The organism is Streptomyces sp. NPDC055632 (assembly GCF_053618675.1).
In genome coordinates this window covers 280,145-303,321 of sequence record NZ_JBSHHY010000004.1, presented here as the reverse complement: position 1 = coordinate 303,321, position 23,177 = coordinate 280,145, and the positions used below count along the sequence as shown (strand labels likewise).

The 23,177-nt window shown below is 73.2% G+C and carries 25 protein-coding genes and 2 pseudogenes; 13 read left to right on the top strand and 14 right to left on the bottom strand.

Features of this window, described 5'->3' with window-relative positions; all coding sequences use genetic code 11:
- Nucleotides 1–101: 101 nt before the first annotated feature.
- Both ACWGSR_RS08840 and ACWGSR_RS08835 read right to left on the bottom strand, forming a co-directional pair.
- Complete coding sequence (locus ACWGSR_RS08840; RefSeq protein ID WP_366377852.1) at nucleotides 102–326, bottom strand: ferredoxin; 225 nt, start codon at nucleotides 324–326, stop codon at nucleotides 102–104.
- Nucleotides 323–1,516: a cytochrome P450 gene (locus tag ACWGSR_RS08835; protein WP_376231123.1), complete on the bottom strand. Its 1,194-nt coding sequence runs from the start codon at nucleotides 1,514–1,516 to the stop codon at nucleotides 323–325. Before ACWGSR_RS08835 ends, ACWGSR_RS08840 begins: the two co-directional genes overlap by 4 nt.
- A gap of 117 nt (nucleotides 1,517–1,633) precedes the next feature.
- Here ACWGSR_RS08835 and ACWGSR_RS08830 point away from each other — a divergent pair, with 117 nt between their 5' ends.
- A complete protein-coding gene (locus tag ACWGSR_RS08830; protein WP_453564774.1) occupies nucleotides 1,634–2,320 on the top strand; it encodes a TetR family transcriptional regulator in 687 nt (228 codons plus the stop codon).
- Nucleotides 2,321–2,345: 25 nt separating this feature from the next.
- Here ACWGSR_RS08830 and ACWGSR_RS08825 read toward each other — a convergent pair whose 3' ends face one another.
- Entirely contained in the window at nucleotides 2,346–2,747 is a 402-nt protein-coding gene (locus tag ACWGSR_RS08825) for a PIN domain-containing protein (protein WP_376231125.1), read from the bottom strand.
- Nucleotides 2,748–2,790: 43 nt separating this feature from the next.
- Nucleotides 2,791–4,047: an extracellular solute-binding protein gene (locus tag ACWGSR_RS08820; protein ID WP_453564772.1), complete on the bottom strand. Its 1,257-nt coding sequence runs from the start codon at nucleotides 4,045–4,047 to the stop codon at nucleotides 2,791–2,793.
- A gap of 376 nt (nucleotides 4,048–4,423) precedes the next feature.
- On the opposite strand from ACWGSR_RS08820, the gene ACWGSR_RS08815 reads away from it, so the two are divergent.
- On the top strand, nucleotides 4,424–5,212 hold the full coding sequence (locus ACWGSR_RS08815; RefSeq protein WP_376231307.1) for an aldo/keto reductase: 789 nt from the start codon (nucleotides 4,424–4,426) through the stop codon (nucleotides 5,210–5,212).
- On the opposite strand, the gene ACWGSR_RS08810 is transcribed toward ACWGSR_RS08815, so the two are convergent.
- Nucleotides 5,154–5,741 carry a hypothetical protein gene (locus ACWGSR_RS08810; RefSeq protein ID WP_453564770.1) on the bottom strand — a complete coding sequence of 196 codons (588 nt, stop codon included), beginning with the start codon at nucleotides 5,739–5,741 and terminating at the stop codon, nucleotides 5,154–5,156. The two genes, ACWGSR_RS08815 and ACWGSR_RS08810, sit on opposite strands and share 59 nt — an antisense overlap.
- Before the next feature lie 349 nt (nucleotides 5,742–6,090).
- On the opposite strand from ACWGSR_RS08810, the gene ACWGSR_RS08805 reads away from it, so the two are divergent.
- Nucleotides 6,091–6,708, top strand: coding sequence for a LysE family translocator (locus tag ACWGSR_RS08805; RefSeq protein WP_453564768.1), 618 nt, complete (start codon nucleotides 6,091–6,093; stop codon nucleotides 6,706–6,708).
- Between the two features lie 84 nt (nucleotides 6,709–6,792).
- Here the strand turns inward: ACWGSR_RS08805 and ACWGSR_RS08800 are convergent, their stop codons facing one another.
- Both ACWGSR_RS08800 and ACWGSR_RS08795 read right to left on the bottom strand, forming a co-directional pair.
- Nucleotides 6,793–7,326, bottom strand: coding sequence for a DoxX family membrane protein (locus ACWGSR_RS08800; protein ID WP_376231129.1), 534 nt, complete (start codon nucleotides 7,324–7,326; stop codon nucleotides 6,793–6,795).
- Between the two features lie 191 nt (nucleotides 7,327–7,517).
- Nucleotides 7,518–8,087, bottom strand: a complete 570-nt coding sequence (locus tag ACWGSR_RS08795) for an EF-hand domain-containing protein (RefSeq protein ID WP_453564766.1) — start codon at nucleotides 8,085–8,087, stop codon at nucleotides 7,518–7,520.
- 210 nt (nucleotides 8,088–8,297) lie between these two features.
- Between ACWGSR_RS08795 and ACWGSR_RS08790 the strand changes: the two genes are divergently transcribed.
- Nucleotides 8,298–8,762 (top strand): hypothetical protein, encoded by a 465-nt coding sequence (locus tag ACWGSR_RS08790; RefSeq protein WP_453564763.1) that lies wholly within the window; start codon nucleotides 8,298–8,300, stop codon nucleotides 8,760–8,762.
- Between the two features lie 99 nt (nucleotides 8,763–8,861).
- Here the strand turns inward: ACWGSR_RS08790 and ACWGSR_RS08785 are convergent, their stop codons facing one another.
- Nucleotides 8,862–9,551 (bottom strand): NAD(P)H oxidoreductase, encoded by a 690-nt coding sequence (locus ACWGSR_RS08785; RefSeq protein WP_453564761.1) that lies wholly within the window; start codon nucleotides 9,549–9,551, stop codon nucleotides 8,862–8,864.
- A 113-nt stretch (nucleotides 9,552–9,664) separates the two neighbouring features.
- On the opposite strand from ACWGSR_RS08785, the gene ACWGSR_RS08780 reads away from it, so the two are divergent.
- A complete protein-coding gene (locus ACWGSR_RS08780) occupies nucleotides 9,665–10,597 on the top strand; it encodes an AraC family transcriptional regulator (RefSeq protein ID WP_453564759.1) in 933 nt (310 codons plus the stop codon).
- 81 nt (nucleotides 10,598–10,678) lie between these two features.
- Here the strand turns inward: ACWGSR_RS08780 and ACWGSR_RS08775 are convergent, their stop codons facing one another.
- Together ACWGSR_RS08775 and ACWGSR_RS08770 are read right to left on the bottom strand one after the other, a co-directional pair.
- Nucleotides 10,679–11,089: a hypothetical protein gene (locus tag ACWGSR_RS08775; protein ID WP_376231133.1), complete on the bottom strand. Its 411-nt coding sequence runs from the start codon at nucleotides 11,087–11,089 to the stop codon at nucleotides 10,679–10,681.
- Between the two features lie 351 nt (nucleotides 11,090–11,440).
- Nucleotides 11,441–12,520 (bottom strand): serine hydrolase domain-containing protein, encoded by a 1,080-nt coding sequence (locus ACWGSR_RS08770; RefSeq protein WP_453564911.1) that lies wholly within the window; start codon nucleotides 12,518–12,520, stop codon nucleotides 11,441–11,443.
- Between the two features lie 166 nt (nucleotides 12,521–12,686).
- On the opposite strand from ACWGSR_RS08770, the gene ACWGSR_RS08765 reads away from it, so the two are divergent.
- Nucleotides 12,687–13,355, top strand: coding sequence for a TetR/AcrR family transcriptional regulator (locus ACWGSR_RS08765; RefSeq protein WP_376231134.1), 669 nt, complete (start codon nucleotides 12,687–12,689; stop codon nucleotides 13,353–13,355).
- Between the two features lie 716 nt (nucleotides 13,356–14,071).
- Here the strand turns inward: ACWGSR_RS08765 and ACWGSR_RS08760 are convergent.
- From ACWGSR_RS08760 to ACWGSR_RS08750, 3 genes and pseudogenes are all read right to left on the bottom strand, one after another.
- Nucleotides 14,072–14,959, bottom strand: a pseudogene (locus ACWGSR_RS08760) (serine hydrolase domain-containing protein); the annotation flags it as partial.
- Between the two features lie 314 nt (nucleotides 14,960–15,273).
- A pseudogene (locus ACWGSR_RS08755) lies at nucleotides 15,274–15,747 on the bottom strand (response regulator transcription factor); the annotation flags it as partial.
- Between the two features lie 7 nt (nucleotides 15,748–15,754).
- Nucleotides 15,755–16,150, bottom strand: a complete 396-nt coding sequence (locus ACWGSR_RS08750) for a winged helix-turn-helix transcriptional regulator (RefSeq protein WP_376231136.1) — start codon at nucleotides 16,148–16,150, stop codon at nucleotides 15,755–15,757.
- Between the two features lie 96 nt (nucleotides 16,151–16,246).
- Here ACWGSR_RS08750 and ACWGSR_RS08745 point away from each other — a divergent pair, with 96 nt between their 5' ends.
- Nucleotides 16,247–16,645 (top strand): VOC family protein, encoded by a 399-nt coding sequence (locus ACWGSR_RS08745; protein ID WP_453564755.1) that lies wholly within the window; start codon nucleotides 16,247–16,249, stop codon nucleotides 16,643–16,645.
- 55 nt (nucleotides 16,646–16,700) lie between these two features.
- On the opposite strand, the gene bla is transcribed toward ACWGSR_RS08745, so the two are convergent.
- Nucleotides 16,701–17,669: a class A beta-lactamase gene (bla, locus tag ACWGSR_RS08740; RefSeq protein WP_453564752.1), complete on the bottom strand. Its 969-nt coding sequence runs from the start codon at nucleotides 17,667–17,669 to the stop codon at nucleotides 16,701–16,703.
- A 182-nt stretch (nucleotides 17,670–17,851) separates the two neighbouring features.
- Here bla and ACWGSR_RS08735 point away from each other — a divergent pair, with 182 nt between their 5' ends.
- From ACWGSR_RS08735 to ACWGSR_RS08710, 6 genes are all read left to right on the top strand, one after another.
- The gene (locus ACWGSR_RS08735; protein WP_453564749.1) at nucleotides 17,852–18,844 is read left to right on the top strand and encodes a LysR family transcriptional regulator; all 993 of its coding nucleotides are present in this window, start codon (nucleotides 17,852–17,854) and stop codon (nucleotides 18,842–18,844) included.
- Nucleotides 18,826–19,728 carry a serine hydrolase gene (locus ACWGSR_RS08730; protein WP_453564746.1) on the top strand — a complete coding sequence of 301 codons (903 nt, stop codon included), beginning with the start codon at nucleotides 18,826–18,828 and terminating at the stop codon, nucleotides 19,726–19,728. Before ACWGSR_RS08735 ends, ACWGSR_RS08730 begins: the two co-directional genes overlap by 19 nt.
- A 136-nt stretch (nucleotides 19,729–19,864) precedes the next feature.
- Nucleotides 19,865–21,226: a hypothetical protein gene (locus ACWGSR_RS08725; protein WP_453564743.1), complete on the top strand. Its 1,362-nt coding sequence runs from the start codon at nucleotides 19,865–19,867 to the stop codon at nucleotides 21,224–21,226.
- 87 nt (nucleotides 21,227–21,313) lie between these two features.
- The gene (locus ACWGSR_RS08720) at nucleotides 21,314–21,886 is read left to right on the top strand and encodes an antibiotic biosynthesis monooxygenase (RefSeq protein ID WP_376231142.1); all 573 of its coding nucleotides are present in this window, start codon (nucleotides 21,314–21,316) and stop codon (nucleotides 21,884–21,886) included.
- 221 nt (nucleotides 21,887–22,107) lie between these two features.
- Nucleotides 22,108–22,725: an RNA polymerase sigma factor gene (locus ACWGSR_RS08715; RefSeq protein ID WP_376231143.1), complete on the top strand. Its 618-nt coding sequence runs from the start codon at nucleotides 22,108–22,110 to the stop codon at nucleotides 22,723–22,725.
- 2 nt (nucleotides 22,726–22,727) lie between these two features.
- On the top strand, nucleotides 22,728–23,045 hold the full coding sequence (locus ACWGSR_RS08710) for a hypothetical protein (protein ID WP_453564909.1): 318 nt from the start codon (nucleotides 22,728–22,730) through the stop codon (nucleotides 23,043–23,045).
- Nucleotides 23,046–23,177 lie beyond the last annotated feature (132 nt).

Genomic DNA, 23,177 nt, shown 5'->3' with positions numbered 1-23,177 from the left:
CCCCTGGGTATCAACTTCTCTCTCCGGCCCGGGCCCCCCGGGCCCCCCCCGGGGGGGGGGGGGGGTGGGGCGCCCCCCCCCTCCCCCCCCGCCCGGTTCCGTCAGTGGCGGGGGCCCACCGTCCGGGCGCCCGCGCGGACGGTGATGGCGAGCGCCGGACAGGAGTCGGCGGCGTCCAGGGCCCGTTCGTCCTCGGCGATCTCCGGACGCACCGCCTCCGCCGTGTCGCCCTCCAGCCGGTACAGGTCCGGGGCGAGCCCGGCGCACATGCCCGAACCCATGCACATCTCCCGGTCGACCTCGGTGGTCCAGCCCGTCGCGCTCACCAGCCCACCGGCATCTCGCGCGGACCGCGCACCAGCATCTGGTTCTTCCAGCGGACGTCTCCCGCCAGGTGCAGTCCGGGGAAGCGGTTCAGGAGCGCCAGGATCGCCTCCTGGAGCTCCAGACGGGCGAGCGGCGCCCCCAGGCAGTGGTGGACGCCGTGCCCGAATCCGAGGTGCTGGACGCCGGTGCGGGTGACGTCGAGCCGTCCGGGGCCGGTGAACTTCAGGGCGTCGTGGTTGGCGGCGCCGATCGCCACGAGCACCGGCTCTCCCGCCCGCACCAGGGTGCCGCCCACCTCGACGTCCTCGGTGGCGTACCGGGGGAAGGCGGCGCCGCTGCCGAGCGGGACGAACCGCAGCAGTTCCTCGACGGCCCCCTTGATCAGGTCGGGCCTCTCGCGCAGCAGGGCGAGCTGGTCCGGGTGGTCGAGCAGGGCGTGGACGAAGTTGGGGATCTGGCTGGCCGTCGTCTCGTGCCCCGCGACGAGGATGCCCACGCACAGGTCGATCAGCTCCAGCTCGGTGAGCCGGTCGCCGGTGTCGCGCGCCTCGATCAGACCGGTCATCAGATCCGGGCGTGGACGGGCCCGGTGGTCCTCGACGAGCGCCGCCATGTAGGCGCGCAGTTCCTCGCGGCTGCGCCAGAACTCCTCGGCGGTCAGCGAACTCGTGGACAGGGCCGCGTCGCTCCACACCCGGAACTTCGGGCGGTCCTCCTCCGGTACGCCGAGCATCCGGCAGATGACCGCGACCGGGATGGGCAGCGCGTACGACTCCACGAGGTCGGCCGGCGGTCCCGCGGCCTCCATCTCGTCGAGGAACCCGTGGGCCAGCTCGCGCACCTGGGGCCGCAGCTTCTCGACCTGGTGGACCGTGAACGCCTTGGCGACCAGCGTGCGCAGCCGGGTGTGGCCGGGCGGGTCCATGCCGAGGATGCCGGTGTCCTGCTGCGCCTCGGACTGGCGGGGCTCGTCGTGCTTGAGGGACTCGGCGCGGCTGAAGCGCCGGTCGCCGAGGACCAGACGGGCGTCGGCGTAGCGGGTGGCGAGCCAGGCGGGTTCGCCGTACGCCATCCGGATGCGTAACAGCCCGGGCCGCTCCAGCGCTTCGGTGTACGCCTCGGCGAGGCCGAGTCCTTCGGGCTCGTTGAACGGATAGGCCAGGGGAGTGGGGTCGGTCGTCGCGGTCATGGGACGCCTCCGTTGTGTAAGCGGGTGCTTACAGAACCTAGGGTGGTCGCCAGAGGCGGTCAATGGGGCCGTTCGCGCCGTTCGGGTGGCCGACGGCGGGGCGCGGAGGTGGCGGGGATGACGCGGACGAGAGCCGGGGGGACGGGGACGGCCGGAGCGGAGCGGTCCGTACGGGAGGCCGGGACGCCCGACGACGGCGCACCGGAGGAGGGGATACGGGCCGGTGGCGCGCGGGGCGGCGCCACCCGGGAGCGGCTGCTCGCCGCGGCGTCGGCCCTCTTCGCCGAGCGCGGGTACGACCGGACGACGGTACGGGAGATCGCCGCCCGGGCCGGGGCGAACCAGGCCCTGCTGTTCCGGTACTTCGGCTCCAAACAGGCCCTGTTCGGCGAGGTGGTCGCGCAGGACGGCCACGAGCAGCTGCGGACCACCCCGCCGGAACGGCTGGCGGAAGCGGTGCTGCGCAGCCTGCTCCATCCGCCGGCGGACCCGGCCGGCGCTCCGGGAGCGAGCCGGTCGCTGAAGACGATGCTGCGCTCGGTGGGCGGCGGCGACGAGGTCTCCACGGCGGTGGCCGCGCTGGGGGACGCGTACGCCAGGGCCCTGGCGGAGCTGAGCACCCGGCACGACGCGGCACTGCGGGCGGACCTCGCCCTGTCGTGGCTGCTGGGCATCGGCCTGACGCGGGTGGTCGTGGGCAAGCGGCCCCTGGCGGAGGCGGACCCGGACGAGGTCTGCCGACTGGTCCTCGGGACGCTCGGCCACCTCCTGGACGGCCTTCCCGGCGACGCGACCGGCGACTGAGAGCCGGCGCCCGCTTCCGGGACGATCAGCGGGCCGGCGCCGGAGGGAGACCACTGGGGCCCATGCAGCGGGCGCCCTCCTCCTCCGCACGTCGACGCAGTTCCCGGTCGGCCGTGACGACCAGACACGGTCGCCCGTTCGCGCCCCGGACCAGCTCGACGATCAGGTCGTCACCGCTGCCGGGAGCCTCTTCGACCCGCACACCGGGCACGGAGGCGACGCCCCGGGCCCGCCCCTCGACGACCAGGACGACGTCGTACGGGCCCGGGTAGGGGCCGTCGGCCGGGCCGCCGGTGGCGGCGAGCCGGTCGCGCAACCGCTCGGCGGCCCCGCGCCGGTCGCGCCACCAGCCGTCGGGCACCGAGCCCACGACATTGGCCCCGTCCACCACCAGCAGGGGGCGGGGGAGCGGATCCTCAGGGTTCATGACCCCAGGATGTCAGGCCGTGACCGTGGCCGCGGCCCGCGGTTCACTCCGGCCGCGTCCCCTCCTCGGCCTGCAGGGCGATCTGCTCCAGCACGGCCTTCGGGTCGGCGGACGGCGCGACCGCCTTGCCGATGTTCCGCTTGATGGTGTTGCTAACCTGCAACCAGGACGGGTCGTTGACCGGGTAGAGCTGCGCGCTGCGCAGCGCGCCCAGGAACTGCTCGGAGCTGGGGTCCGCCGCCGTGCCCCGGGACGCCTGGGTGGCGGACACCGTCGACGGCAGCAGGTGGTAGCGCTCGGCGAACCGGTTGAGGTTCTCGTCCTCGTAGACGAAGTTCAGGAACGAGCCCACCAGCTCGCGGTTGCCCTCGTGCCTGAAGGCCATCATCCAGTCGGCGACGCCCGCCGCCGGCGGCACTTCCCCGTCCTCCAGCGTGTCCGACACGGGCATGCGCAGCGTGCCGACCTTCATGCCCTTCGCCTTCGCCTCGTGGAGGAGCGAGGGATAGCCGTTGAGCATCCCGACGTCGCCGCGCAGGAAGGCGGCGAAGGCGTCCTGCCGGTTGAGCTCGGCCGGCGGGACCGGGCCGGTCAGTCCCGGCCCGACCAGGTTGTCCTTGATCCAGCGGAACGTCTGCGCGTTCCGCTCGGACGCGAGACTGTACTTCCCGCTCATGTCGGTGTACCCGCCGCCGTTGCTGAGTTCCCAGATCAGGGCCTCTGCATGCGCCTCCTCGGGGCCGAGGGGCAGCGCGTACGGAGAGACCACGCCCGCCGCCTTCAGCGCCTCGGCGGCGCGCTTCAGCTCCGACCAGGTCTTCGGCGGCTTCGCACCGGCCCTGTCGAACAGCTCCTCGTTGTAGAAGAGCAGCCGGCTGCTGGCCACGAAGGGCAGGCCGTAGAGGGTGTTGTCGATCGAGCCCGCCTTCACCAGCGGCGGCAGGAAGTTCGCCTCCGCCCTGATCGACAGCACCTCCTCGGCGGGGTAGAGGCGGCCCTGCGCGGCGAAGTCGGAGTACGCGCCCAGCAGGGCCACGTCCGGAGCGTCGTCCTCCTCGACCATGCGGGTGACCTCGCGGTCGACCTCGGCCCACGGGTAGAGCGTCACCTCGACCTTCTTTCCGGGGTGGGCGGCGGCGAAGGCGGCGGTCAGCCCGTCCCAGTACACCCGGGAACCGGTCGCCGCACCGTTGCCGTACTCGGGTGCCACCAGGCGCAGCGTCGTCCCGCCGCTCCCGGACGCGCCGCAGGCGGTGACGAGGGAGCCCAGCAGTCCGAACGCGGCCACGGAAGCGGTCATGCCGAAGAGTCTTGGTCGCACGAATCTTTCCTCTGAGTCCTTTGGGTGGTGCGACCGGAATTCTTCCTGCTCAGGCGGCAAATTGCGCCCCCTACCGAACGGTTGTGCCATAACTCCAAGCGAGAGGTTTCCGCATGGTGCTTTCGAATATGCGGGCACTGGTCCGGACCGCACCGCCCTCGGTATCGTCGGGCCGACGAGGGGAAGAGGACCGATGACTTCGCACGCGAGGAACACCCGGGGCACGACGGATGCCCCGGGCACGGCGAACACCCGGGGCACGACGGACGCCCCGGGCACGGCGAACACCCGGGGCACGGCGAACGCGTTCTCCATCGGCGGCGAACACCGGGTGGGACGACTCGGATTCGGCGCCATGCGCCTGCCGACCGGACCCGGCCCCGAACGGGAGGCGTCCGTCGCGGTCGCCCGACGCGCCGTCGAACGGGGCGTCACCCTGATCGACACCGCCCACCTGTACGGATGGGGTGCCAACGAGGAACTGCTGGCCGAGGCCCTGCACCCGTACCCGGACGACCTGCTGATCACCACCAAGGTCGGGATCCTCCGGAACGACGGCCCGGAAGGATGGGCGTACGACGCACGGCCCGAGAGCCTGCGCGAGCAGGTCGAGCAGGGCCTGCGCCGCCTCCGGACCGAGCGCGTCGGCCTCCTGCAACTGCACAGGATCGACCCCGAGGTCCCGGTCGCCGACCAGGTCGGCGCGCTCCGCGAACTCCAACTGGAGGGAAAGATCGGGCACATCGGCCTGTCCGAGGTCACCGTCGAGCAGCTCGCCGAGGCCCGGCGGACCGCCGAGATCGCGAGCGTACAGAACCGCTACAACCTCTTCGACCGGGAGCACGAACCGGTTCTGGAGGCGTGCGAGGCCGCCGGCATCGCCTTCCTGCCCTGGCGCCCCGTCGCCGTGGCGGCCGAATCCGGCCCGTCCTCCGCGCTCACCACCGTCGCCGCCGAACTCGGCGCCACCGCTCCGCAGGTCCTGCTCGCCTGGCTGCTCGCCCGTTCCCCGGTCGTCCTGCCGATCCCCGGAACCGCCTCGCTCGCCCATCTGGAGGAGAACCTCGCCGCGGCGGACCTCCGGCTCACCGACTCCCAGCGGCAGCGCCTCGACCGTGCGGCGGCCACGACTCCGCGGCCTTGAGCAGGCACTCGCGGTCGTCCGCGCCGATCAGCCCGTCCGGCAGGGTCTCGTCCTCCAGCAACGCGCGCAGAGCGGCGGCGTGCGCCCTGAAGGCGGCCCTGCACGCCCCGCGCTCCGGATGATCGCGCTCCTCTCCGACCAGCAGCACCTGGCTCTCGGTGTCGGCGGGCGAGGACAGCTCGGCGGCGACGATCAGGATGTCGATCAGGTCGCGCCGCACCGCGGTGCCGGGAACGGCCGCCAGCCGGATCAGGAACGGCAGGGCGGCCGGCATCACCGAGCTCATGTGGAAGACGCCGTTCATCAGGACGTTGTCCAGCACGGTCAGCGCCTCGGGGCCGGCCGCCTCGTCCAGGAGACCGCGGAGCACGACCGGCATCCCGGCAGGACACCCGGGAACCTCCGACCAGTCGACGTCGGCGCAGCCCCGCAGCGCGGGGTGGTCGCGGACGGCCCGCTCCACCTCCGGATGCTCACGGAGGAACCGGGCGACGGCAGCCTCCTTGACCGCCGGGTCCACCACGCACATCGCTCTGCCCCGCTCCCTCGCTCCAGCGGCATCCGCCGGGCGGAACTCTCCCCGGAGCGGACGCCGAACGCAAACGCTCGACCCGGAGCCGGGGCCCCACCGAGGAGCCCCGCCGCGAGCAGCCCGTCCACCTGGGTGGACGGCGCGCAGGGGAACAGGCCGCCGAGGCCGTGCCGGGCCCGCTCCCGGGTGAGCCGCGTACTGCCGGGCGGGCCGTCGGGACCCGGCTCGGGCAGCAGCGCCGCATGCCGCAGTCGGTACGTCTGTCGAGGACGCCCAGCACGCGCACAGCCGGGCCACCGGAGAGCCCCACCGCCCCGCCCCGCGCCCCTGATGCGAGACTGAACCCATGTTCGTTCAGCTCCTGGCGGCCACCGGCGTCCTCGCAGTCCTGACCGTGGTTCCCGGTCCGGACATGGCGGTGGTGACGAAACGCGCGATCGCGTCCGGCTGGCAGGACGGCCTGCGCACGGTCGGCGGCATCGCGGCGGGCCTGCTCGTCTGGGGCGTGCTGACCGTGGTCGGCCTGGCAGCCGTCCTGGCGGCGTCGGCCACGGCGTACACGGTCGTCAAGCTCGTCGGCGCTCTCTACCTGGGCTTCCTGGGCGTCCAAGCCCTGCTGCAGAGCAAGCGCGGCCGCCCGGAGGCATCGGCCGCCGTTCCGGCCCCGTCGGGCAATCCGTGGCGTACGGGACTGGTCGGCAACGTCCTCAACCCGAAGATCGCGGTCTTCTACACGGGCCTGCTGCCCACGCTCGCGCCCTCCGCCCTCCCACCGCACCTGGGGATGGCCCTGCTGGTCCTCCTCCACGTGGCCCTCACGCTCGCCTGGCTCGGTGGCTACGTGATGGTGCTGGCCAGGGCCCGGACCTTCTTCGAAAGGCCTTCCGTGCGACGCGCCATGGACCGCGTCACCGGCGTCGTCCTGATCGGATTCGGGATCAAGGTCGCCACCTCCCAGCCCTGACCTGCTGAAACAGCGGAGACACGCAGGCCGCGGAGGAGCACGGGTCAGGGCCGTGGCCCTGACCAGCCGCTCCGTCCCTCCGGCTCAGATGCCCAGCTTGGCCCGGCCGCCGCCGACCGCCGCGGCGGGACGTGCCGTGGCCCGGACCGAGCGGTGCACCAGGCGTGCGTCGTGCCGCAGGTCCTGGGCGGCGTGGCGGCTGCGCCACAGCAGCGAGGGCGCGCTGCCGGTGTCGTCGGCGGTGATCAGGAGACCACCCAGCATGGACATGTTCTTGAGGAAGTGGATGCGCTGCTGGGCCCGCTCGGAAGGGTCCTTGACCTCCCAGTAACGGTGCGCCGCCAGTGTGGTGGGCACCAGCGTCGCGGCGAGGGCCAGCGCGGAGAGGCGGGGGCAGCGGCCGAGCCCGAGCAGGACGCCGCTCACGACCTGCACGGCACCGCTGAGCCGGACGAGTTGTTCGGTGTCGTCCGGCAGTACGGAAATCCGTTCGGTCACGGGCCGGGTGACGGATTCGGCCACAGGGGCGACCTGCTGGGGATTGCGCAGGGAACTCATGCCGCCGGTGATGAACATCGAGGCGAGCATGGGGCGGCCGACGATACGCAGAAGACTCATGACGGTGCCTCCGGAACAACAAGGGACGCGGTATCTGCTGGAAGTATCGGGTGCCCGGACAGAACGCCGCCATTCGGCATCCGGCGAAAACACCACGACCACCGGCACCGGAGCCGAGGGAGCACGGGTACCAGGACGCCGGAAGAAGAGGCCGCCGGCACCGGTGGTCGAGAAGCCGTGGTGCGGTGGGGTCAGGCGCGGGGTGCGACGGGGCGCCCCATCCACCAGTTGCCGGCGGCGTCGGGGTCCGAGCTGGTCCAGAACTCGATCACCGCGTCGGTGAACTCGGTCGGTGACAGGGAGCCGTCGCCGTTGGTGTCCAGGTGGCGGAACGCCTCGGCCGCGCTCTGTTCGGTCAGTCCCGGGAAGTGCCCGCGCTGGAAGGCGAGGAACTCGGCGGGGCTGATCCGGCCGTCCTGGTCGATGTCGGCGATCTGCAGGTAGGTTTCGGCGATCCGGCCGAGGGCGGCCCGCGCGGCCTCCGGGTCCTCGGCGAGCGCGCGGGTGGAGGCGACGAACTGCTCCCTGGGGATCCCCCGGCTGCCGGCCGGAAGGAACGGCAGGTGTACCTCCTGCCAGATCGCCGTGTAGGCGCCGACGATCCGATCGGTCTCCGGGGAGCCGTCGGCGTGGCCGAGGGCGGCCGCCACCCGGCGGCCCATCTCCACGTGGTCGTCCTCGGTGAGGACACCGTTGCCGTTCGCGTCGAGCTGGTCGAACCCCCGCTCGATCTTCGCCGTCAGAAAGTCCTGGCTGGTCATCATCGCTCCTCGCAGGTACGCACACGCCAAGAACAAGGTGCGGGAACGCACCCTGCCGCTCGGGCAACGACGAGCGGACCGAAAGGGAAACGCCCTGCGGCCTCCCGGATGCCGGTACAGGGGCCGGGGCCCGCCTTCTGTTCGTGAAGGACGCCCGACTCCATCACGCCGGTCGCATCCGGGTCTTCGTCCCCGCGAGCCTTTGTGTCGGTGGGCGGCCTTAGAACCTGTCCGGTCGCCGGTCCGCCCTGCCGGTGGGAGGTGGCGGCCGCGCTCGGCGAGCGGCCGGCGGCCCGTCCGGGCCGTCACCCCTACGGGTACGGGGAGGGGAACGGCGGGTGGATCGCGCTGCACGACCGGTTCGACCGGGCCGGGGTGAGCGCCCACTCCGCCTCCGGGGCGGGCCGGGCTCCCGCCCCGGAGGCCGTGACCGTCGACGGCCGCGACGGGCCGCAGGTGACCTTCGACGGCCTGCGGCTGATCGGCAGATCGGTCGAAGCCGTCGACAAGGACCTGCTGCGGTACCTCGAAGAACACGACCGCGAACTGGTCATCGGCCGCGGAGGCGCCCCGGGCCCGGACGGACTCGGCATGTACGTCCGGGCCATCCGCGCGGGCGACACCATGGTCAGCGGGGCCCGGTTCTGCCGGGCCGGACGGGAAGACCACGGCTGAACCCCCGGAGGGCCGAGTCGGACTTCGCTCCCGCACCGGCCCGGCGCTTGGGTCCCGGTACGGCGAGCGCCCCGACGGTGCGGCGAGTGCGGGCGGTGGTCAGGCCGCCACGCGTCCCTCGGCGACGAACCCTTCCACGAACTCCCCGACACGCCGGTCGAAGTCGGCGTACTGCGCCTCCCGTTCGGCGCCCGAGACCGCTTCGCCCACCAGGAGGTTGCCTTCGGCGTCGACGCGCTGCGGGCGCTCCTCCGCGTCGGTGAGGAGGGCGACGGTGGAGTGGGAGAAGCCGCAGTAGTAGGCGATGCCTTCGCTCAGGTTGGTTTCGAGGACGCTCCGCATGTCCTTGACGAAGGGGTCGTCGCCGGCGGCGCCGGCCAGGGCCAGCCAGAGCATGCGCTTGCCGGCGAGGCGGGGCTTGCTGCGGCCGTAGGCGAAGCCGTAGTTCCACACGCGGTCGATCCAGCCCTTGAGGACGGCGGGCACGCTCTGCCAGTACACCGGGAAGACGGCGACGACGACGTCGGCGTCGAGGATGCGCCGCATGTGCGCGTGGGCCTCGTCCGAGTAGGGCTTGTCCCTGTCGCCCCAGTCCGGCTGGTCGGAGGTGTTCATCCGCGGGTCGAACCCCTCGGCGTGCAGGTCGAGCAGGTCGATGCGGTAGCCGGCGGCCTCGAGGCGGGCGGCGGCACGGCGGGCCGTGTGCGCGGTGAGGGAATCGGCGCGGTGGTGTGCGACGACCACGAGGGCGGTCCTGGTACGGCTGTCGTGCTGCGCGTGCTGCGTCACGGTGTCTCCCGGCTGGTTTCGGTCGGCTCGATGAGTCCAGTACAGCCGGGGCGGCGTGGATGATCCATGGGAGAAACGCTCCGGAACATAGGAGATCGTCTACGCTGCCCTCCATGGATCCTTTGAGTTCGCTCCTGAGCGGCATCCGCGCCGAGGGGTCGGTCGTCAGCCACGCCGTACTGACGGCACCCTGGACCATCCGCTTCACCGACGACGCGCCACTCACCATGATCAGCGTCCTGCGCGGCGGAGGCACCCTGATGCTGTCCGACGGCACCGAGCAGGAGATCGGTGCGGGCGACACGGCCATCGTGAGCGGGTCCGCGCCGTTCCACCTCGCGGACCGTCCCGCCACCGTCCACGGCCCCCACTGCGCCTACGAGATCGCCTGCTTCACCGAGGACCCCGAGTGCGACGCCAGCCGGGAACTCGGCGGGATCCACTGGGGTTCCGACTCGGAGGAGGCGACCGCACTGATCGTGGGCGCCTACCGCGCCTCGGGCCACCGCCACGAACGGCTCCTGCGCGCCCTGCCGCCCGTCCTGGTGATCAGGGAGGACGCCGAGGTCTGCGCCTGGCTGGAGACGGCCGCCGTCGACGCCGCCCGATTCTCGGCCGGCTCACAGGCGTTGATGGACCGGCTCCTCGACTGGGCCCTGGTGTGCACGCTGCGCAGCTGGTTCGACCGGGCGGGCGCCGACGCGCCCAGCTGGTACCGGGGCCTCGCCGACCCGGTCCTCGCACCCGCCCTGCAGGCCTTCCACGACCGGCCCTCCGAGGCGTGGACGGTGGCGTCGCTGGCCACCCGGGCCGGCGTCTCCAGGGCGCTCTTCGCCAAGCGCTTCACCCAGCTGATGGGCTGCCCGCCCCTCGCCTACCTCACCCGATGCCGCATGGACGAGGCCGAGACGCTCCTGACCGACACCGACCTCAGCATCGCCCAGATCGGGACGTCGGTCGGTTACGCCGACGCCTTCGGCTTCAGCGCCGCGTTCAAACGCCACAGGGGCCTGAGCCCCAGTACGTTTCGCGCCGCGGCCGCCTGAGTTCCGGTCCGACGGCGGTGCGAACGCCGGGGGACCGTCCGCCCGACGCGGACCGGACGGCCCGGCTCGGCCCCGTACCGGTCAGTCCGGGTCGGGCATGGGCCGCCAGCCGCTCCAAGCGCCTTCGTGGCTGCGGATGTTGACGTAGCGCCAGCCGTCGGGGGTCGGCACGCTCAGGGCGAACCGCCAGGGGTCGCCTCCGCTGAAGCGGTCGATGACGGCGATCTCGCCGGAGACGATCCCACCCATGGACTGCCAGCCGGTCCACTTCCCGCGCTTGTCGTTCCAGCGGGTCCACACCGCCGAGTCGGTGCCGACCAGGAACTCCTGCTTCGTGCCGTCGGGGAGCCGGTGAACGGTGACCCCGTACTCGCAGATGTAGACGGCGCCGCCGCTCCGGCTGCAGTGGCTCACCGCCTGGGCGGGCGCGGCCGTCGTGGCGAGACCCGCCAGGACGGCGGCCGCGACGACGGCGGCCCTGAACTTCTTCATTTCCCCGACTCCTTGCTGCGACGCGCGGGCGGACCCGCTGACGAGTCGAGCCTGCCGTCCGCCGCTTGCGTTCCGCTAATGATCCACTGCCGCCGGACGCGTCCCGGGCGCGGTGGTCGGCCCGTCCGTGTTCAGGTGACCCGCCGCTGTGCGTCGTTCCCCGTGGCGACACCGACCGGGCCCGTCTCGTACGCGACGCACCGAGTAGGGGAGGCCGGGGGCTCGTGCCTCGTCGCCGCACCCCGACGGTACGGGCCCCCGGCGGCTCCCGCGCGGGCAGGCGCACGCACGGGACCGCACCCGGCAGGCACCGGGGGAACGACCGATCCGGAGCGGCGGGCCCGTGCACGTTCAGCCGTACATCGCCACGCGGTGGAGAGCCGCGAGCGCGTCGTCGACGGGGTGGGGCTGCGGCCTGCCGGAGGAGTCGAGCTTGTTCCACCTCTGCAGGTTCATCGCGACGCACATCCGCCGCCCGCCGTCGGCGCGGGCCATGGCCAGCGTCCCGCCGCCCCAGACCGTGCCGCCGTTGCCCCAGAACACGTCCCGGCCGGGCTCCTCCATCGGGAGCAGACCGAGGCCGTAGTCGATCGTCCTTCCCTCCTGGGAGACGACCGGGACGGTGCGCCGCATCTGCGCCACCGACGACGGACCGACGATCCCGCCGGCGAACAGCATGCCGAAGAAGCGGTTGAGGTCCGCGACGGTCGATATCAGCGAGCCCGCCGGCCCCGCGTACGACATGTCGTAGACGCTGTAGTCGCGCGGCGGGTCGATCGCGCCGAACCACGCCTCGTAGAGCCGCGAGTGCGGCCCCTCGACGTGCGGTCCGGTGGGGAATCCGGTGTCCCGGAGCCCGGCGCGCTCGATGACGTTCCGGGTGACGCACCGCTCGGCCGTGGTGCCGGTCACCTGCTCCAGGAGCTGGGCGAGGAGCAGGTAGTTGGTGTTGGAGTACACCCCCGGCGCACCGCCCGGGGTGCCGACGGCGGGCGCGGCGACCCCCATCCCGATCAGTTCGACGGGGTCGAACCGGGTGAGCCGGTGGTCGTCCAGGCTCCGGGGCCCGATCTTCGTGAGGTCGGGGTACGCCTCCAAGGAGGGGTAGGCGTACGGGAGGTACTCGGCGAGGCCGCTGGTGTGGTTCATCAGCATCCGGACCGTGATCGCGGCACCGCGTTCTCCGGGGACCAGCTCCGGAAGGTACCGGCCGATCGGTGCGTCGAGGCCGATCCGGCCGGCCTCGACCTGCTGCAGGACCGCGGCGGAGACGAAGGTCTTGGTGACGCTGCCGACCCGGTGCCGCATGCCGGCGGTGACGGGGCGGCCGGTGTCGACGTCGGCCACCCCGGCGGCGCCGCGCCAGACCTGGTCGCCGTCCCGCACCTCGGCGAACAGGCCCGGCATCCCGGCGCGGCGGACGTTCTCCATGGCGGCGTCCAGCGCCGCGGTGTCCAGTAACTGCCTCACGAAATAAGCCCTTTCGCATGGTTCGGAGTGAGCGTACGGGTGCTCGGCACACCCATGTCCTCATTGTGCACGCGGTGCGTGCAACATCAAGTGCAGAGGTTAGACTAAGCCCGGCGAAAGGAGCGGGATGACGGGTCGCAGGCGCTGGTCGACCGAGGAGATCCTGGACGCGGCAGTGGAGTTGCTGCGCACGAGCGGCACGGAGTCGTTCAGCGTGCGCAGGCTCGCCGCGACTCTCGGGACGGATTCCTCCAGCCTCTACCGGCACTTCCGCAGCAAGACGGAACTGCTGCGCGCGGTCGCCGACCGCATCCTCCTCGCCGCCGTGGACGGCTACCGCGCCGAGGGCGACTGGAAGCAGCGCATCACCACCCTGGCCCTGCGCGTGCGGGAGGCGTTCGGCCGGCAGCCCGAACTCGCCGAGATCTGGGGGCGGTACGCGGCGGGCGGCACCGGTTCCCGGCTGGTCGTGGAAGAGGTGCTGCAGGCCCTGCGCGCGTCGGGACTGCCCGACGAGGAGGTCCCGGCGCACTACCACCGGCTCGCGGTCCTCATCGCCGCCCTGATCGCCTCCGAGGCCAGAGTCGGCACCATCGCCCCTGAGGAGCACGAGCAGGGCATGGAGCTGTTCCGCGTCACGGTCCTCGGCGCCGACCCCGAACGCTTCCCCGCCCTGGCCCACTTCGGCCGCCGGGTCCGCCCTCTCGGGGTGGACCGCGACGCCGCGTTCGAAGCGCTCCTCGCCGCCCAACTCGCCCACATCGAGGCCGCGATCCCCCGAGCCGGGAACTCTTGACGGAACGAGGCCGGGGACGGGGTCACGCGGTCAGCCGGGTGAAGGGCGCGTTCACCAGGTGGTAGTGGACCAGCACGACGGTCGTCGCGAGCGCGGCCGCCGCCGTACGGCCGAACACGAGACGGCCCGGGAGGGACCACCATCCCCGGAGCACCGGCCGTCGCGGCCAGCGCCTGGGCCGCCCGGGCACCCGGCGGATGACCGATCCGGCCGCGAGAACGCCGCAGCAGAGCGGTCGCAGGGAAGGCGATCGCGCCCGGGGCGAGCACGCCCAGGCCGAAGAGGAGCGACCCCGCGTGCAGGACGGGGGACCGGTGCCACGACAACCTCTCGTACGCCGTCGAAGGCGTGGCCGAGGACACCAGCAGCCCGTCCCCGGTGAACGCGAGCGTCCCGCCCCCGGCGTCGCGCTCCCGGAAGAACCCGTCGCCCAGGGCCGACCACCTCTGTTCCGGCCGGTCGGGGTCGGCGGACAGCCCCACGGTGCGCAGACCGCTCCCGCCGTCCCTCTCGACGGTCACCGCCGAGACCAGGCCCTCCACCGCCATGAGGCCGGTGCGGCTCACCCGCGCCGGACGGTAGGTGCCGGTGTAGGAGTCGACGGCGGCGTCGACGGCAGGGGCCGGGGCGGCGGACACCGGACCGTCCGGAACCAGGGCGTCCACGATGCGGTGGATCAGCTCCTTGCCGTTCCACCCGGCACGGCCGTCCGTGCCGTCGCCGTTGAACACGACGAACACCCCGACACCCCGGTCGGGCACGAGCAGCAGGTCGGAGTGGAAGCCGGAGATGTCACCGTCCTTGAACCATCCGGTCCGCCTACCGCGCCGCCACTCCTCGAAGCCGTACCCGAGGCCGGGCGACCGGGGATCCTGCCGGTACTGCACCTGGCGCATGAGGCGGTCCGCCGCCGACGCGCCGGCGAGCCGGCCGGTCATCCAGCGGTCCGTGTCGGCGGCGGTGCTGACGGCCCCCGGACCGGACGGGGTCCACGCCCCGTACTGGCCCTTGTCCTCCACCCAGCCGGTGGTGCCGCCGGGCCGATAGCCACGAGCGAGCCGTGTGGCGACGGCGTCCGGCTGCGGCTGGGCGAGCGTGGAACGCGTCATGCCCAGCGGCTCGAAGACGTGCTCGTCGACATAGGCGGGGAAGGGCCGGCCGGACACCTCGGCGACGAGCCGGCCCGCGAGCGCGTAACCGTAGTTGTCGTACGCCGCGACCACGCCCGGAGGGCGGACCCGGGGCGGCCGGCGGACCGTGAGGCTCTCGGCGAGCGGCTCCACGTCCTCCGGACGGGCCTTGGTGCGGCCGACCAGGTCGCTGTCGAATCCGGCGGTGTGGGTGAGCAGATGGTGCAGGGTGACCGGACGCCCGGGACAGGTGTCGGGGACGGTCACCGCCCGCAGGCTGTCGTTGACGTCGGCCTTCGGGTCGACCCTGCCGTCGGCGACGAGCAGGGACGCCGCCTGCGTCGTGAAGAGCTTGGCGAGCGAGCCGAGGAAGAAGCCGGTGCGATCCGGGTCGACCGGGGTCCGGCGGCCGACGTCCGCGACTCCGTAACCCTTGGACAGGACCGTCCGGCCGTCGGTGACGACCTTCGCCACCGTGCTGCGCGAGGCGGTGAGGAACGTCCTGCGGCGTGCCGCAGGGGTGCGCCGCTGCGAGGTGGAGATCGGCCCGGACCTGCTGCGGGTCGCGGACGACGGGCGTGCGACGCCGGTCCCACGACAGAAGGGGGACCTCGCCGCGACCGTTCCCGGGAGGACTTCCGGGGGCAACGGACTGCGGAACCTGCGGAACCTGCGGGAGCGCGCAGAGGCGCTCGGCGGAAGGCCGAACACCGAGGAGACCGCGAACGGCTACGTCCTGACCGCCCTGCTGGGCCCCGTGACCGTACCCGCCGGCGGATGGCGCCGCGCTACTCCAGCCGGCCCTGTTCCCGGGCGATCCGCACGGCGTCGAGCCGGTTGCGGGCGTCGAGCTCGACGACGGCCGCGCCGAGGTAGTTCCGCACGGTCCCCTGGGACAGGTGCAGTTCACCGGCGATCTGGTCGAGCCCGGCCCCGGCGGCGGTCAGCCGCAGCACGTCGGTCTCACGGGCGGTGAGCGGGTCCTTCCCGGCGGTCAGCGCCGCGGCGGCGAGCCGGGGGTCGATGACGTGCTCCCCGGCGGCCACGCGACGGATCGCGACGGCGAGTCGGTCCGGCGGGGCGTCCTTGAGGACGAAGCCGCCGACGCGTGCGGCGAGCGCGGATCGCAGCGCCTCGGGACGGCCCAGACCGGTGAGGATCATGACCCGGCACTCGGGCAGGGCGACCAGGAGATCACGAGCGGCCGAGAGCCCGTCGCCGCCGGGCATCTCCAGATCGAGGACCGCGCGATCGGCCCGGAGCCACGGCTCACCGTTCCGTGCCGTGCTCCTGTTCGGCGAAGCGGCGCCGTGCGGCCTCGACCTCGCCCAGGTGGCGGCGCGTCCAGGCGCACATGCCGTTGACCGTGTCGCGCAGCTCCTCGCCCGCCTCGGTCAGCCGGTAGTCCACGCGGGGCGGGACCGTCGCGTACACGGTCCTGTGCACCACCCCGTTCCGCTCCAGCCCGCGCAGGGTCTGCGTGAGCACCTTGTGGCTGATGCCCGCCACCTCGGCCCTCACCTCGGTGAACCGCAGCGTCCGGGAGCCCAGGGCGTCGATGACCAGCAGGGCCCATTTGCCGGCCACCCCCGAGAAGATCTCGCGTGCCAGGGAATGGACACGGATCACGTCCGCCTCCTCGGGCTGGACCTGCTCGGTTTCCATCAGGTGCCTCTCTCACTGGAAAGTGCGTTCTCCCACGTCAGAACATACTCACCTACGGTTGCCGAGGAACTGGAAGAGATCCTGGGGAGCGAAGCCATGACGATCCTGAAGACCTACGCGCGCCTGTGGGCCGACGACCTCGACCGTGCCCTGCCGCTCTTGGAGCGGCTCACGGGCGAACAGCCCCACCTGCGGCTGACGTTCCAGGCGGTCGCCCTCGCAGCCATCGGCGACTTCCTGGTCATCGCGGGGCCGGCCGAGGAACGCGCGAAGTACGCTCACGCCTCCGCCACCGTCGTCGTCCGGGACCTCGACGCCCTCCAGGAGACCTTGAAGGACGCCGGCGCCACCCTCACCACCCCCGCGACCGAGGGCCCCACCGGACGCTTCCTCTACGCCCGCCACGCGGACGGAGCGGGCGTCGAGTACGTCGAGTGGAACGCGGAGCTGCTCGCCAGGCTGCTCGCTCACACGTCGGAACCTGCGACGGAATGACCTTCGGGGCGCCCCCGCCCTCACCGACGCGCCTCCCGGCGCCCGAAGCGCTCGCTCAGCGCAGTGCCCCGGCGACCACGGAGGCGGCCCGGGCGATCAGTCGGTTGTCGGGCTCCGCCTCCCGGTCGGAGCGGGTCGACAGGATCGCCATCACGATCGGCGCACCGTCCGGGGGCCAGACCACGGCCATGTCGTTGCGCCCGCCGTACGTCGTCGCCGTCCCCGTCTTGTCCCCGACCACCCAGGTGTCGGGCACTCCGGCCCGGATGGTCTCGTCACCCGTCAGATTGGTCTTCAGCCATGTGGCGAGCCGCTCCCGCTCGGGGGCCCGCAGAACGTCACCGAGGACGAAGGCGCGCAGGTCGCCGGCGAGCGCCCGCGGCGAACTGGTGTCCCGGACCTCGCCCGGCCGCCAGTCCCCGAGCTCCGGTTCGATCCGGTCCATCCGCGTCACGTCGTCGCCGATCGACCGCAGCACGGCCTGGAGGCCCTTCGGGCCGCCCAGCTCCTCGAAGAGCAGATTGCCCGCCGTGTTGTCGCTGTGCCGGACGGCGGCGTCGGCGAGGGCGTCCAGCGTCATCCCCGTGTCGACGTGCTTCTCGGTGACCGGCGACGGGTCGACCAGCTCGTCCTCCGTGTACCGCACGACGCGCCGCATGCCGCTCAGCTTCTCCTCGCGCAGCACGGCGCCGGCGGCCAGGGCCTTGAAGGTGGACGCGTAGGGGAACCGTTCGCGGTCCCGGTAGGCGATCTCGCGTCCGGTGCCGGTGTCGATCGCGTAGACCCCGAGCCGGGCGTCGAAGGCGTGCTCCAGGGCGCGGAATTCACGTCGGTGGGACACGCCGGCCGCATCCGGGACGGACGTCGTTCCGACGGAGGGCGAGACGGGTGGCGAGATGGGGGCCGAGAGGGTGGGGAAGGGCGGGGAGGCCTGTGCCCTCTGCTCGACGCAGGCGGTCAGCGGGACGAGGACGAGCGCGGCGGCGAATCCCGTGAGGGCGCGCCTGGCGCGGGTGAGCTGCATGGTACGGACCTCCGGTGCGCCCCGGGCAGGGGCGCGTAGGGGCCGGTCCCGCACGGCACCGGCCCGGTGCGTGTCACGAGTACCGGACCACACTCGCCCGCCGCCGCCATGCGGTCCAATGCCGCCACGCACCGTTCCATGCGGAATCGGCATGGAAAGCGGCGGCGCATAGGGTGCGGAGTGTGGATCTGGTGGCAGCGAGTCGAGCCTTCGTCAGCGTCGGCGAGCACGGCGGTTTCACCGCCGGGGCGGCCGCGGCCGGCATGTCCCAGCCGGTGGCCAGCCGCCGCGTCGCCGCGCTGGAGGAGCACGTGGGCGAGCAGCTCTTCGAACGCACGTCGCGCCGCGCGGTGCTCACCCCGTTCGGCCGGGACCTGCTGCCGTCGGCGCGGGCCCTGGTGCGCGCCGCCGACGTCCTGCTCCACGAGGCCGAGACGGCACGGCGCAGGCCGTGGCGGATCGCGGTGCCCGCCGTCTGCGGCACGGTGGCGCTGGCGCGCCTCGTCGCCGACGCCCGGGCCCTCGGAATAGCCCTCGACCTGCGGATCGCGCCGCCCACCGAACGCCAGGACCTGGTACGGGCCCGGCAGGTGCGGGCCGCGGTGCTGGCGGTGCCGCCCGACGAAGCGGTCTGGTCGGTGCCCCTGGGCGTCGCCACGGCCGCGGACCCCGGCGCGCGCCGCTTCTGGCTGGAGACCCTGCGGATCGGCCGGACCGACCGGGGCCCGGCTCGGAGGCTGTGGATCCAGCCCGAGGACGACGTGCCGCACGTCCGCGACCCGCTGGCACGCCTGCGGGACGCGGTCGGGCTGCGCCCCGCGCAGTTCGCCGCGGCGACCGACCTGACGGACGCGGTGGCCGAAGTGCTTTACGGGGACGACCTGCTGCTCTGCTCGCCCGGACAGGCCGCCGGGCTCGGCCTGCACTGGCGCCCGATCGGCGAACTGTCCCCGGTCCGGGGGTTCGCGCTCTGCGCGGCGGACGGCGGGGACCCGGCCAGAACGGTCAGCCGCCTGGGCCGCGCCCTCGCCCGCTGCCTGGGCGCGGACCCGGAAGGGACCCCGACAGGGGACACGGCCACGGGCACGGGCACAGCCACGCCCACGGCTACGGGCACGAGCGAGGACGGAACGGACGAGGAACGGAAGGCGGGCACGTGCGCACCGGCACACTGATCGACGAGGTGGAACGGCGGCTGACGGGCGGCGGGTTGCGGGGCTGCCTCCTGGTGCGGGACCTGCGCACCGGCGAGGAGATCGGCGTCGACCCGGACACCGTCCTCCCTTCGGCCTCCCTGGTCAAGGTCCCCCTGGCGGTGGCGACCTTCGAACGCATCCGGCGCGGCGAACTCGACGGCTCCACCCCGCTCGACGTCGCCCCGGGACGCAGCACCGTCCCCGGGCCCACCGGCCTGACCCGCTTTCGCCATCCCGCGCGGATCGCCGTCGACGACCTGCTCTACCTGAGTACGTGCCTGAGCGACGAACGGGCCGCCGACGCCCTCTTCGGCCTCACGCCACCCGCCCGGGTCACCGCCCTCCTGCGGGAGTTCGGCATCCACGGCATCTCCGTGCGCCACACCGCCGACGAACTCAGCGACACCCCCGTCGAACGCTTCGACACCGACCAGGCGCACCTCGCGCACGCGCTCGCCATCGACGCCGGCACCAGCGGACGCGGCCACCGGGTGCCGCAGCTCGACACGACACGCGCCAACACCGGAAGCGCCAGGGCATGGGTCGACCTGCTCCAGGAGCTCTGGGCGCCCAAGGCCCTTCACCCACAGGTCGCGGAGGCGGTGCGCGGACTGATGCTGCACAACATGCTCCGCCAGCGCCTCACCCCCGACTTCGCCTCGGACGCGACCACCTGGTGGTCCAAGACCGGCACCCTGCTCAACCTCCGGCACGAGATCGGCGTGGTGGAGCACAGCGACGGCGGCGCCTACGCCGTCGCGGTACTCACCGAATCCCTGGTACCGGCCGCCGTCCAGCCCGGCGCGGACGCCCTGATGGGCCAGGCGGCCCGTGCGCTGCGCGACCACCTGCGCCACGTCTGACCGACCGGGCCGAGGCCGGCCGAATGCGCACCGGCTTCCTCTCCGTGCGGTGAAGGCGCGACAACCGCTGTGCTACGCAAGCCATTTCGCCCGCCACCCACGCGAACCGCCGCCGCGACTCGACTAGCGTGGGCGCATGGTGCATCTCGAGCGGCCGCAGCTGTCCGGGCTGGGACGGAACCCGGCCGCCCCGACGAACGTGTTGGTACGACTGGCCGCGCATGCCGCGGGCCGACACGGGTTGATGACGCGCGAGGGCCGACTACCGGACGCGGTCGCCGAGGCCCTGCTGATACACGGCCGTGGCGACGCGGCCATCCGCCTGCACGGGCGCCGGGTCTCCCCGGCGATGCGCCGCCGGATCGCGGAACATCCCGACCCCGCGATCCGCGACGCCTTCGCGGACTTCGTCCGCAGCACGGTGGAGAGCGGGGTCGGGCTCGGGGTCGAAGCCCTGGTCGAGACGTACGGCCTGTCGCCGGCGGAACTGGCGGCCCACCCCGATCCCAAGCTCCGTGCGGCGATCGCGCAGGACTGGCACGACCGGCCCGCCGCCGTGCAGAAGGCGCTGCTCACCGATCCGGATCCCGGGGTGCGGGACGCGGCGTCGAGGGCCGAAGACCCCGGCGTCCCGCCGGAACTCCACGAGCGCTGTCTCGCGGATCCGGCGGTCCGGGCCAACGTCGCGCACCGCTTTCCCCTGACGGCCGAGCAGTTCGACCGGCTCCTCGCGACCGGGGACGAGTCGGTCCTGGGCGCGGTGGCCGGCAACCCGTACCTGACCGCCGCCATGGTGGCCCGCCTCCAGGACAGCGAAGACCCCGTCGTACGTGTCGCGGTGGCCTACAGCCGTCACACCACGCCCGGCGACCGGGACCGACTGCTCGCCGTGGTGGAGGCCGAGAAGGCGGCCGGCGGCATCGACGCCGAGGTCGCCCTCCACTGGTCGCCCTACCGCCCCGACTGGCTGCGGAACGCGCCGCTCGCCGAACGCCTGACCTATCTGAACTGCCCCCACGCGGTGTTCCGCACAACCCTGGCGGAAAGCACGGACCTGCCGGACGAGGCATGGCAGCGGCTCGACGAAGACGCCGCCCCGTCCGTCCGGTACGCCGCCGCCCTGCGGCCCGACGTCCCCGCGGCGGTACTGCTGCGGCTGGTCCGGGAGCACGGCGATTCCTCTCCCCGCCGGCCCCGGCTCGTGGAGCACCCCCACTTCCCCCGCCACGAACTGCGCGGCCTCGTCGACGAACCGGACCCGCGGGTGCGCTGCCTCGCGCTGGAGGACCCCCACCTGCCCGTCGCGGAGCTGCGACGCCTGGGGGACTGCGAGGAACCGTTCCTCCGCGCGGGAGTGGCCCGGCACCCCAACGTCGGCGTGGACCTCCTGGAACGACTGCTCGCGGACCCGGAACCCGACGTCGCCGACCACGCCGCGGCCAACCCCGTACTGCCCGGAGCACGGATGGACCGCATCACCGCCGAAGCCGGCCTCTGAAGCCCCTCACCCGGCCCGGACGCCGACACCCGCCCCGTACGGCGCGTACAGTACCGGGGGGCGCGGCGAGATCACGAGGAGTCCGTCTTGACCGCGACGAGCCTTGAGCGCGCCACCGTTCCCGCCGACACCGGCGAGGTCACCCTCCTGATAGCCCGCAGGGTCGACCCCGGCCACGAAGCCGCCTTCGAACGGTGGGCGAAGGGCATCCTCGACACCGCGGCCACTTTCCCCGGCCACCTCGGATACGGGTTCTTCCGCTCCTCCGGCGGAGACGCCCCGTGGTTCCTCGTCCACCGTTTCCGGGACGCCGGAGCGTGCCGGACCTGGCAGGAGTCGCCCGAGCGCGCGGCTTGGTTCGCGGACTGCGCCGGACACCACCACACCGAGGTCGCCCGGCGGGAACTGACCGGCATGGAGACCTGGTTCGCCGAACCGGGTTCCGTCCGGCCCGCGCCGCCCCGGTGGAAGATGGCGATCAGCGCGACCCTCGCCGTCTACCCGATCTCCGTCCTCGGGGGCCTCTTCCTCCTGCCCCACCTGGCCACGCTCCCCCTCCTCCTCAGCAGCGCCGTCACGGCCTGCGTCTTCAACGTGCTCATGACGTACGTGGCGATGCCGGCCGTCAGCAGGGTCCTGCGCGGCTGGCTCACCCCGTAGGCACCGCACGGGTGCGAGGAGGGCTTCCTTCGGACGCGGACGTTTCTCGGGACGAGGTGAATCCTTTCGCGCCCGCCTCGCCTCTGATGCATGTGCGGACGACCCCGTCCGCTCCACCACTCACCGGGAGGAACCCATGACCACCGTCGTCATCGCCGCGGCCGCCGCGCTGCTGTTGTGCGCGTGCACCGTCACCGTGCTGCGCCGCCGGAGGCGTCGGCGTGGCTGACCGCACCTGGCCCGGCGAGACCCTGATCGCCGCGGCGCAGGGCGGTGACACGGAGGCGCTCACCGCCCTGGTGCACGGCTCGTACCCGCACGTGCACCGGTTCGCGCGCACCCTGTGCGCCACGCCCCAGGACGCCGAGGACGCCGCCCAGGAGGCGGTGATCATCCTCTACCGCAAGATCGGCATGCTGCGGGCCTCCGGGGCGCTGGCGTCGTGGATGTTCCGGATCGTCCGCAACGAGTGCCTGCGCCGCACCCGGACCCTGCTCTCCCGCGGCCCGGACACGCCGGGGCGCGGGGGCGGTGACGCTCCGGGCCGCTACGAGTCGCCGGACGGGAACCACGCGTCCGGTGACACGGCACGGTCCGCCGAGGAGGACGCCCTGCTGCGCCTGGAGGCCGAACGGGTCGGGGCCGCGATCGCCGCCCTGCCCGCCGACCAGCGGCAGGTGCTGATCATGCGGGACGTCCAGGGCCTGCCCGGCCGTGCCGTCGCGGACCGGCTCGGGCTGAGCACCGCCGCGATGAAGTCCCGGCTGCACCGGGCCCGTTCGGCGGTGCGCGAGACGCTGCGCGAGGAGCCGGCACGTACGAAAGGACGAGGACGATGACGATGACAACCGACCCCACCGCGACGGGCGCCGTCCCGCCCGGCGCTCCCGCCGATGGCGGCGCGCCCGAACGCGGAAGCTTCGCCAGCGCCACCGTCCCGCGCCACCTGGCCCGCGGCGCGATCGGATTCGGTGCGCTCATCGGATCACTGGCCCTGCTCCCGGTCGTCGGTCCCGCGAGTCTGCTGCTCGCCCCGATCGGCCTGGTCGCCCTGCGCGGCTGCCCGATGTGCTGGGCCGTCGGCCTCGTGGAGACCGTCTCGGCCGGACGGCTGCGCCGCTCCTGCACCGAGGGGAGCTGCACGCTGCAACGCACCTGACGATCGCGTACGACCCGGCGCGGCCGCGCACAGCGCGTACCACCCGCCCGTGCAGGCACCGCCGCTTCCGAGCGCGCGGTGCCTGCCGCAGGAACGGCGTCCCGGTCGACACGGGTCGCCGTCCGCCGGGGG

Bases quoted from the DNA above. Each gene is read 5' to 3' on its own strand.
- ACWGSR_RS08835 (WP_376231123.1), bottom strand. From the start codon at position 1,516: ATGACCGCGACGACCGACCCCACTCCCCTGGCCTATCCGTTCAACGAG.
- ACWGSR_RS08830 (WP_453564774.1), top strand. From the start codon at position 1,634: ATGACGCGGACGAGAGCCGGGGGGACGGGGACGGCCGGAGCGGAGCGG.
- ACWGSR_RS08825 (WP_376231125.1), bottom strand. From the start codon at position 2,747: ATGAACCCTGAGGATCCGCTCCCCCGCCCCCTGCTGGTGGTGGACGGG.
- ACWGSR_RS08820 (WP_453564772.1), bottom strand. From the start codon at position 4,047: ATGACCGCTTCCGTGGCCGCGTTCGGACTGCTGGGCTCCCTCGTCACC.
- ACWGSR_RS08815 (WP_376231307.1), top strand. From the start codon at position 4,424: ATGCGCCTGCCGACCGGACCCGGCCCCGAACGGGAGGCGTCCGTCGCG.
- ACWGSR_RS08810 (WP_453564770.1), bottom strand. From the start codon at position 5,741: ATGTGCGTGGTGGACCCGGCGGTCAAGGAGGCTGCCGTCGCCCGGTTC.
- ACWGSR_RS08805 (WP_453564768.1), top strand. From the start codon at position 6,091: ATGTTCGTTCAGCTCCTGGCGGCCACCGGCGTCCTCGCAGTCCTGACC.
- ACWGSR_RS08800 (WP_376231129.1), bottom strand. From the start codon at position 7,326: ATGAGTCTTCTGCGTATCGTCGGCCGCCCCATGCTCGCCTCGATGTTC.
- ACWGSR_RS08795 (WP_453564766.1), bottom strand. From the start codon at position 8,087: ATGACCAGCCAGGACTTTCTGACGGCGAAGATCGAGCGGGGGTTCGAC.
- ACWGSR_RS08780 (WP_453564759.1), top strand. From the start codon at position 9,665: ATGGATCCTTTGAGTTCGCTCCTGAGCGGCATCCGCGCCGAGGGGTCG.
- ACWGSR_RS08775 (WP_376231133.1), bottom strand. From the start codon at position 11,089: ATGAAGAAGTTCAGGGCCGCCGTCGTCGCGGCCGCCGTCCTGGCGGGT.
- ACWGSR_RS08770 (WP_453564911.1), bottom strand. From the start codon at position 12,520: ATGGAGAACGTCCGCCGCGCCGGGATGCCGGGCCTGTTCGCCGAGGTG.
- ACWGSR_RS08765 (WP_376231134.1), top strand. From the start codon at position 12,687: ATGACGGGTCGCAGGCGCTGGTCGACCGAGGAGATCCTGGACGCGGCA.
- ACWGSR_RS08750 (WP_376231136.1), bottom strand. From the start codon at position 16,150: ATGGAAACCGAGCAGGTCCAGCCCGAGGAGGCGGACGTGATCCGTGTC.
- ACWGSR_RS08745 (WP_453564755.1), top strand. From the start codon at position 16,247: ATGACGATCCTGAAGACCTACGCGCGCCTGTGGGCCGACGACCTCGAC.
- bla (WP_453564752.1), bottom strand. From the start codon at position 17,669: ATGCAGCTCACCCGCGCCAGGCGCGCCCTCACGGGATTCGCCGCCGCG.
- ACWGSR_RS08725 (WP_453564743.1), top strand. From the start codon at position 19,865: ATGGTGCATCTCGAGCGGCCGCAGCTGTCCGGGCTGGGACGGAACCCG.
- ACWGSR_RS08710 (WP_453564909.1), top strand. From the start codon at position 22,728: ATGACAACCGACCCCACCGCGACGGGCGCCGTCCCGCCCGGCGCTCCC.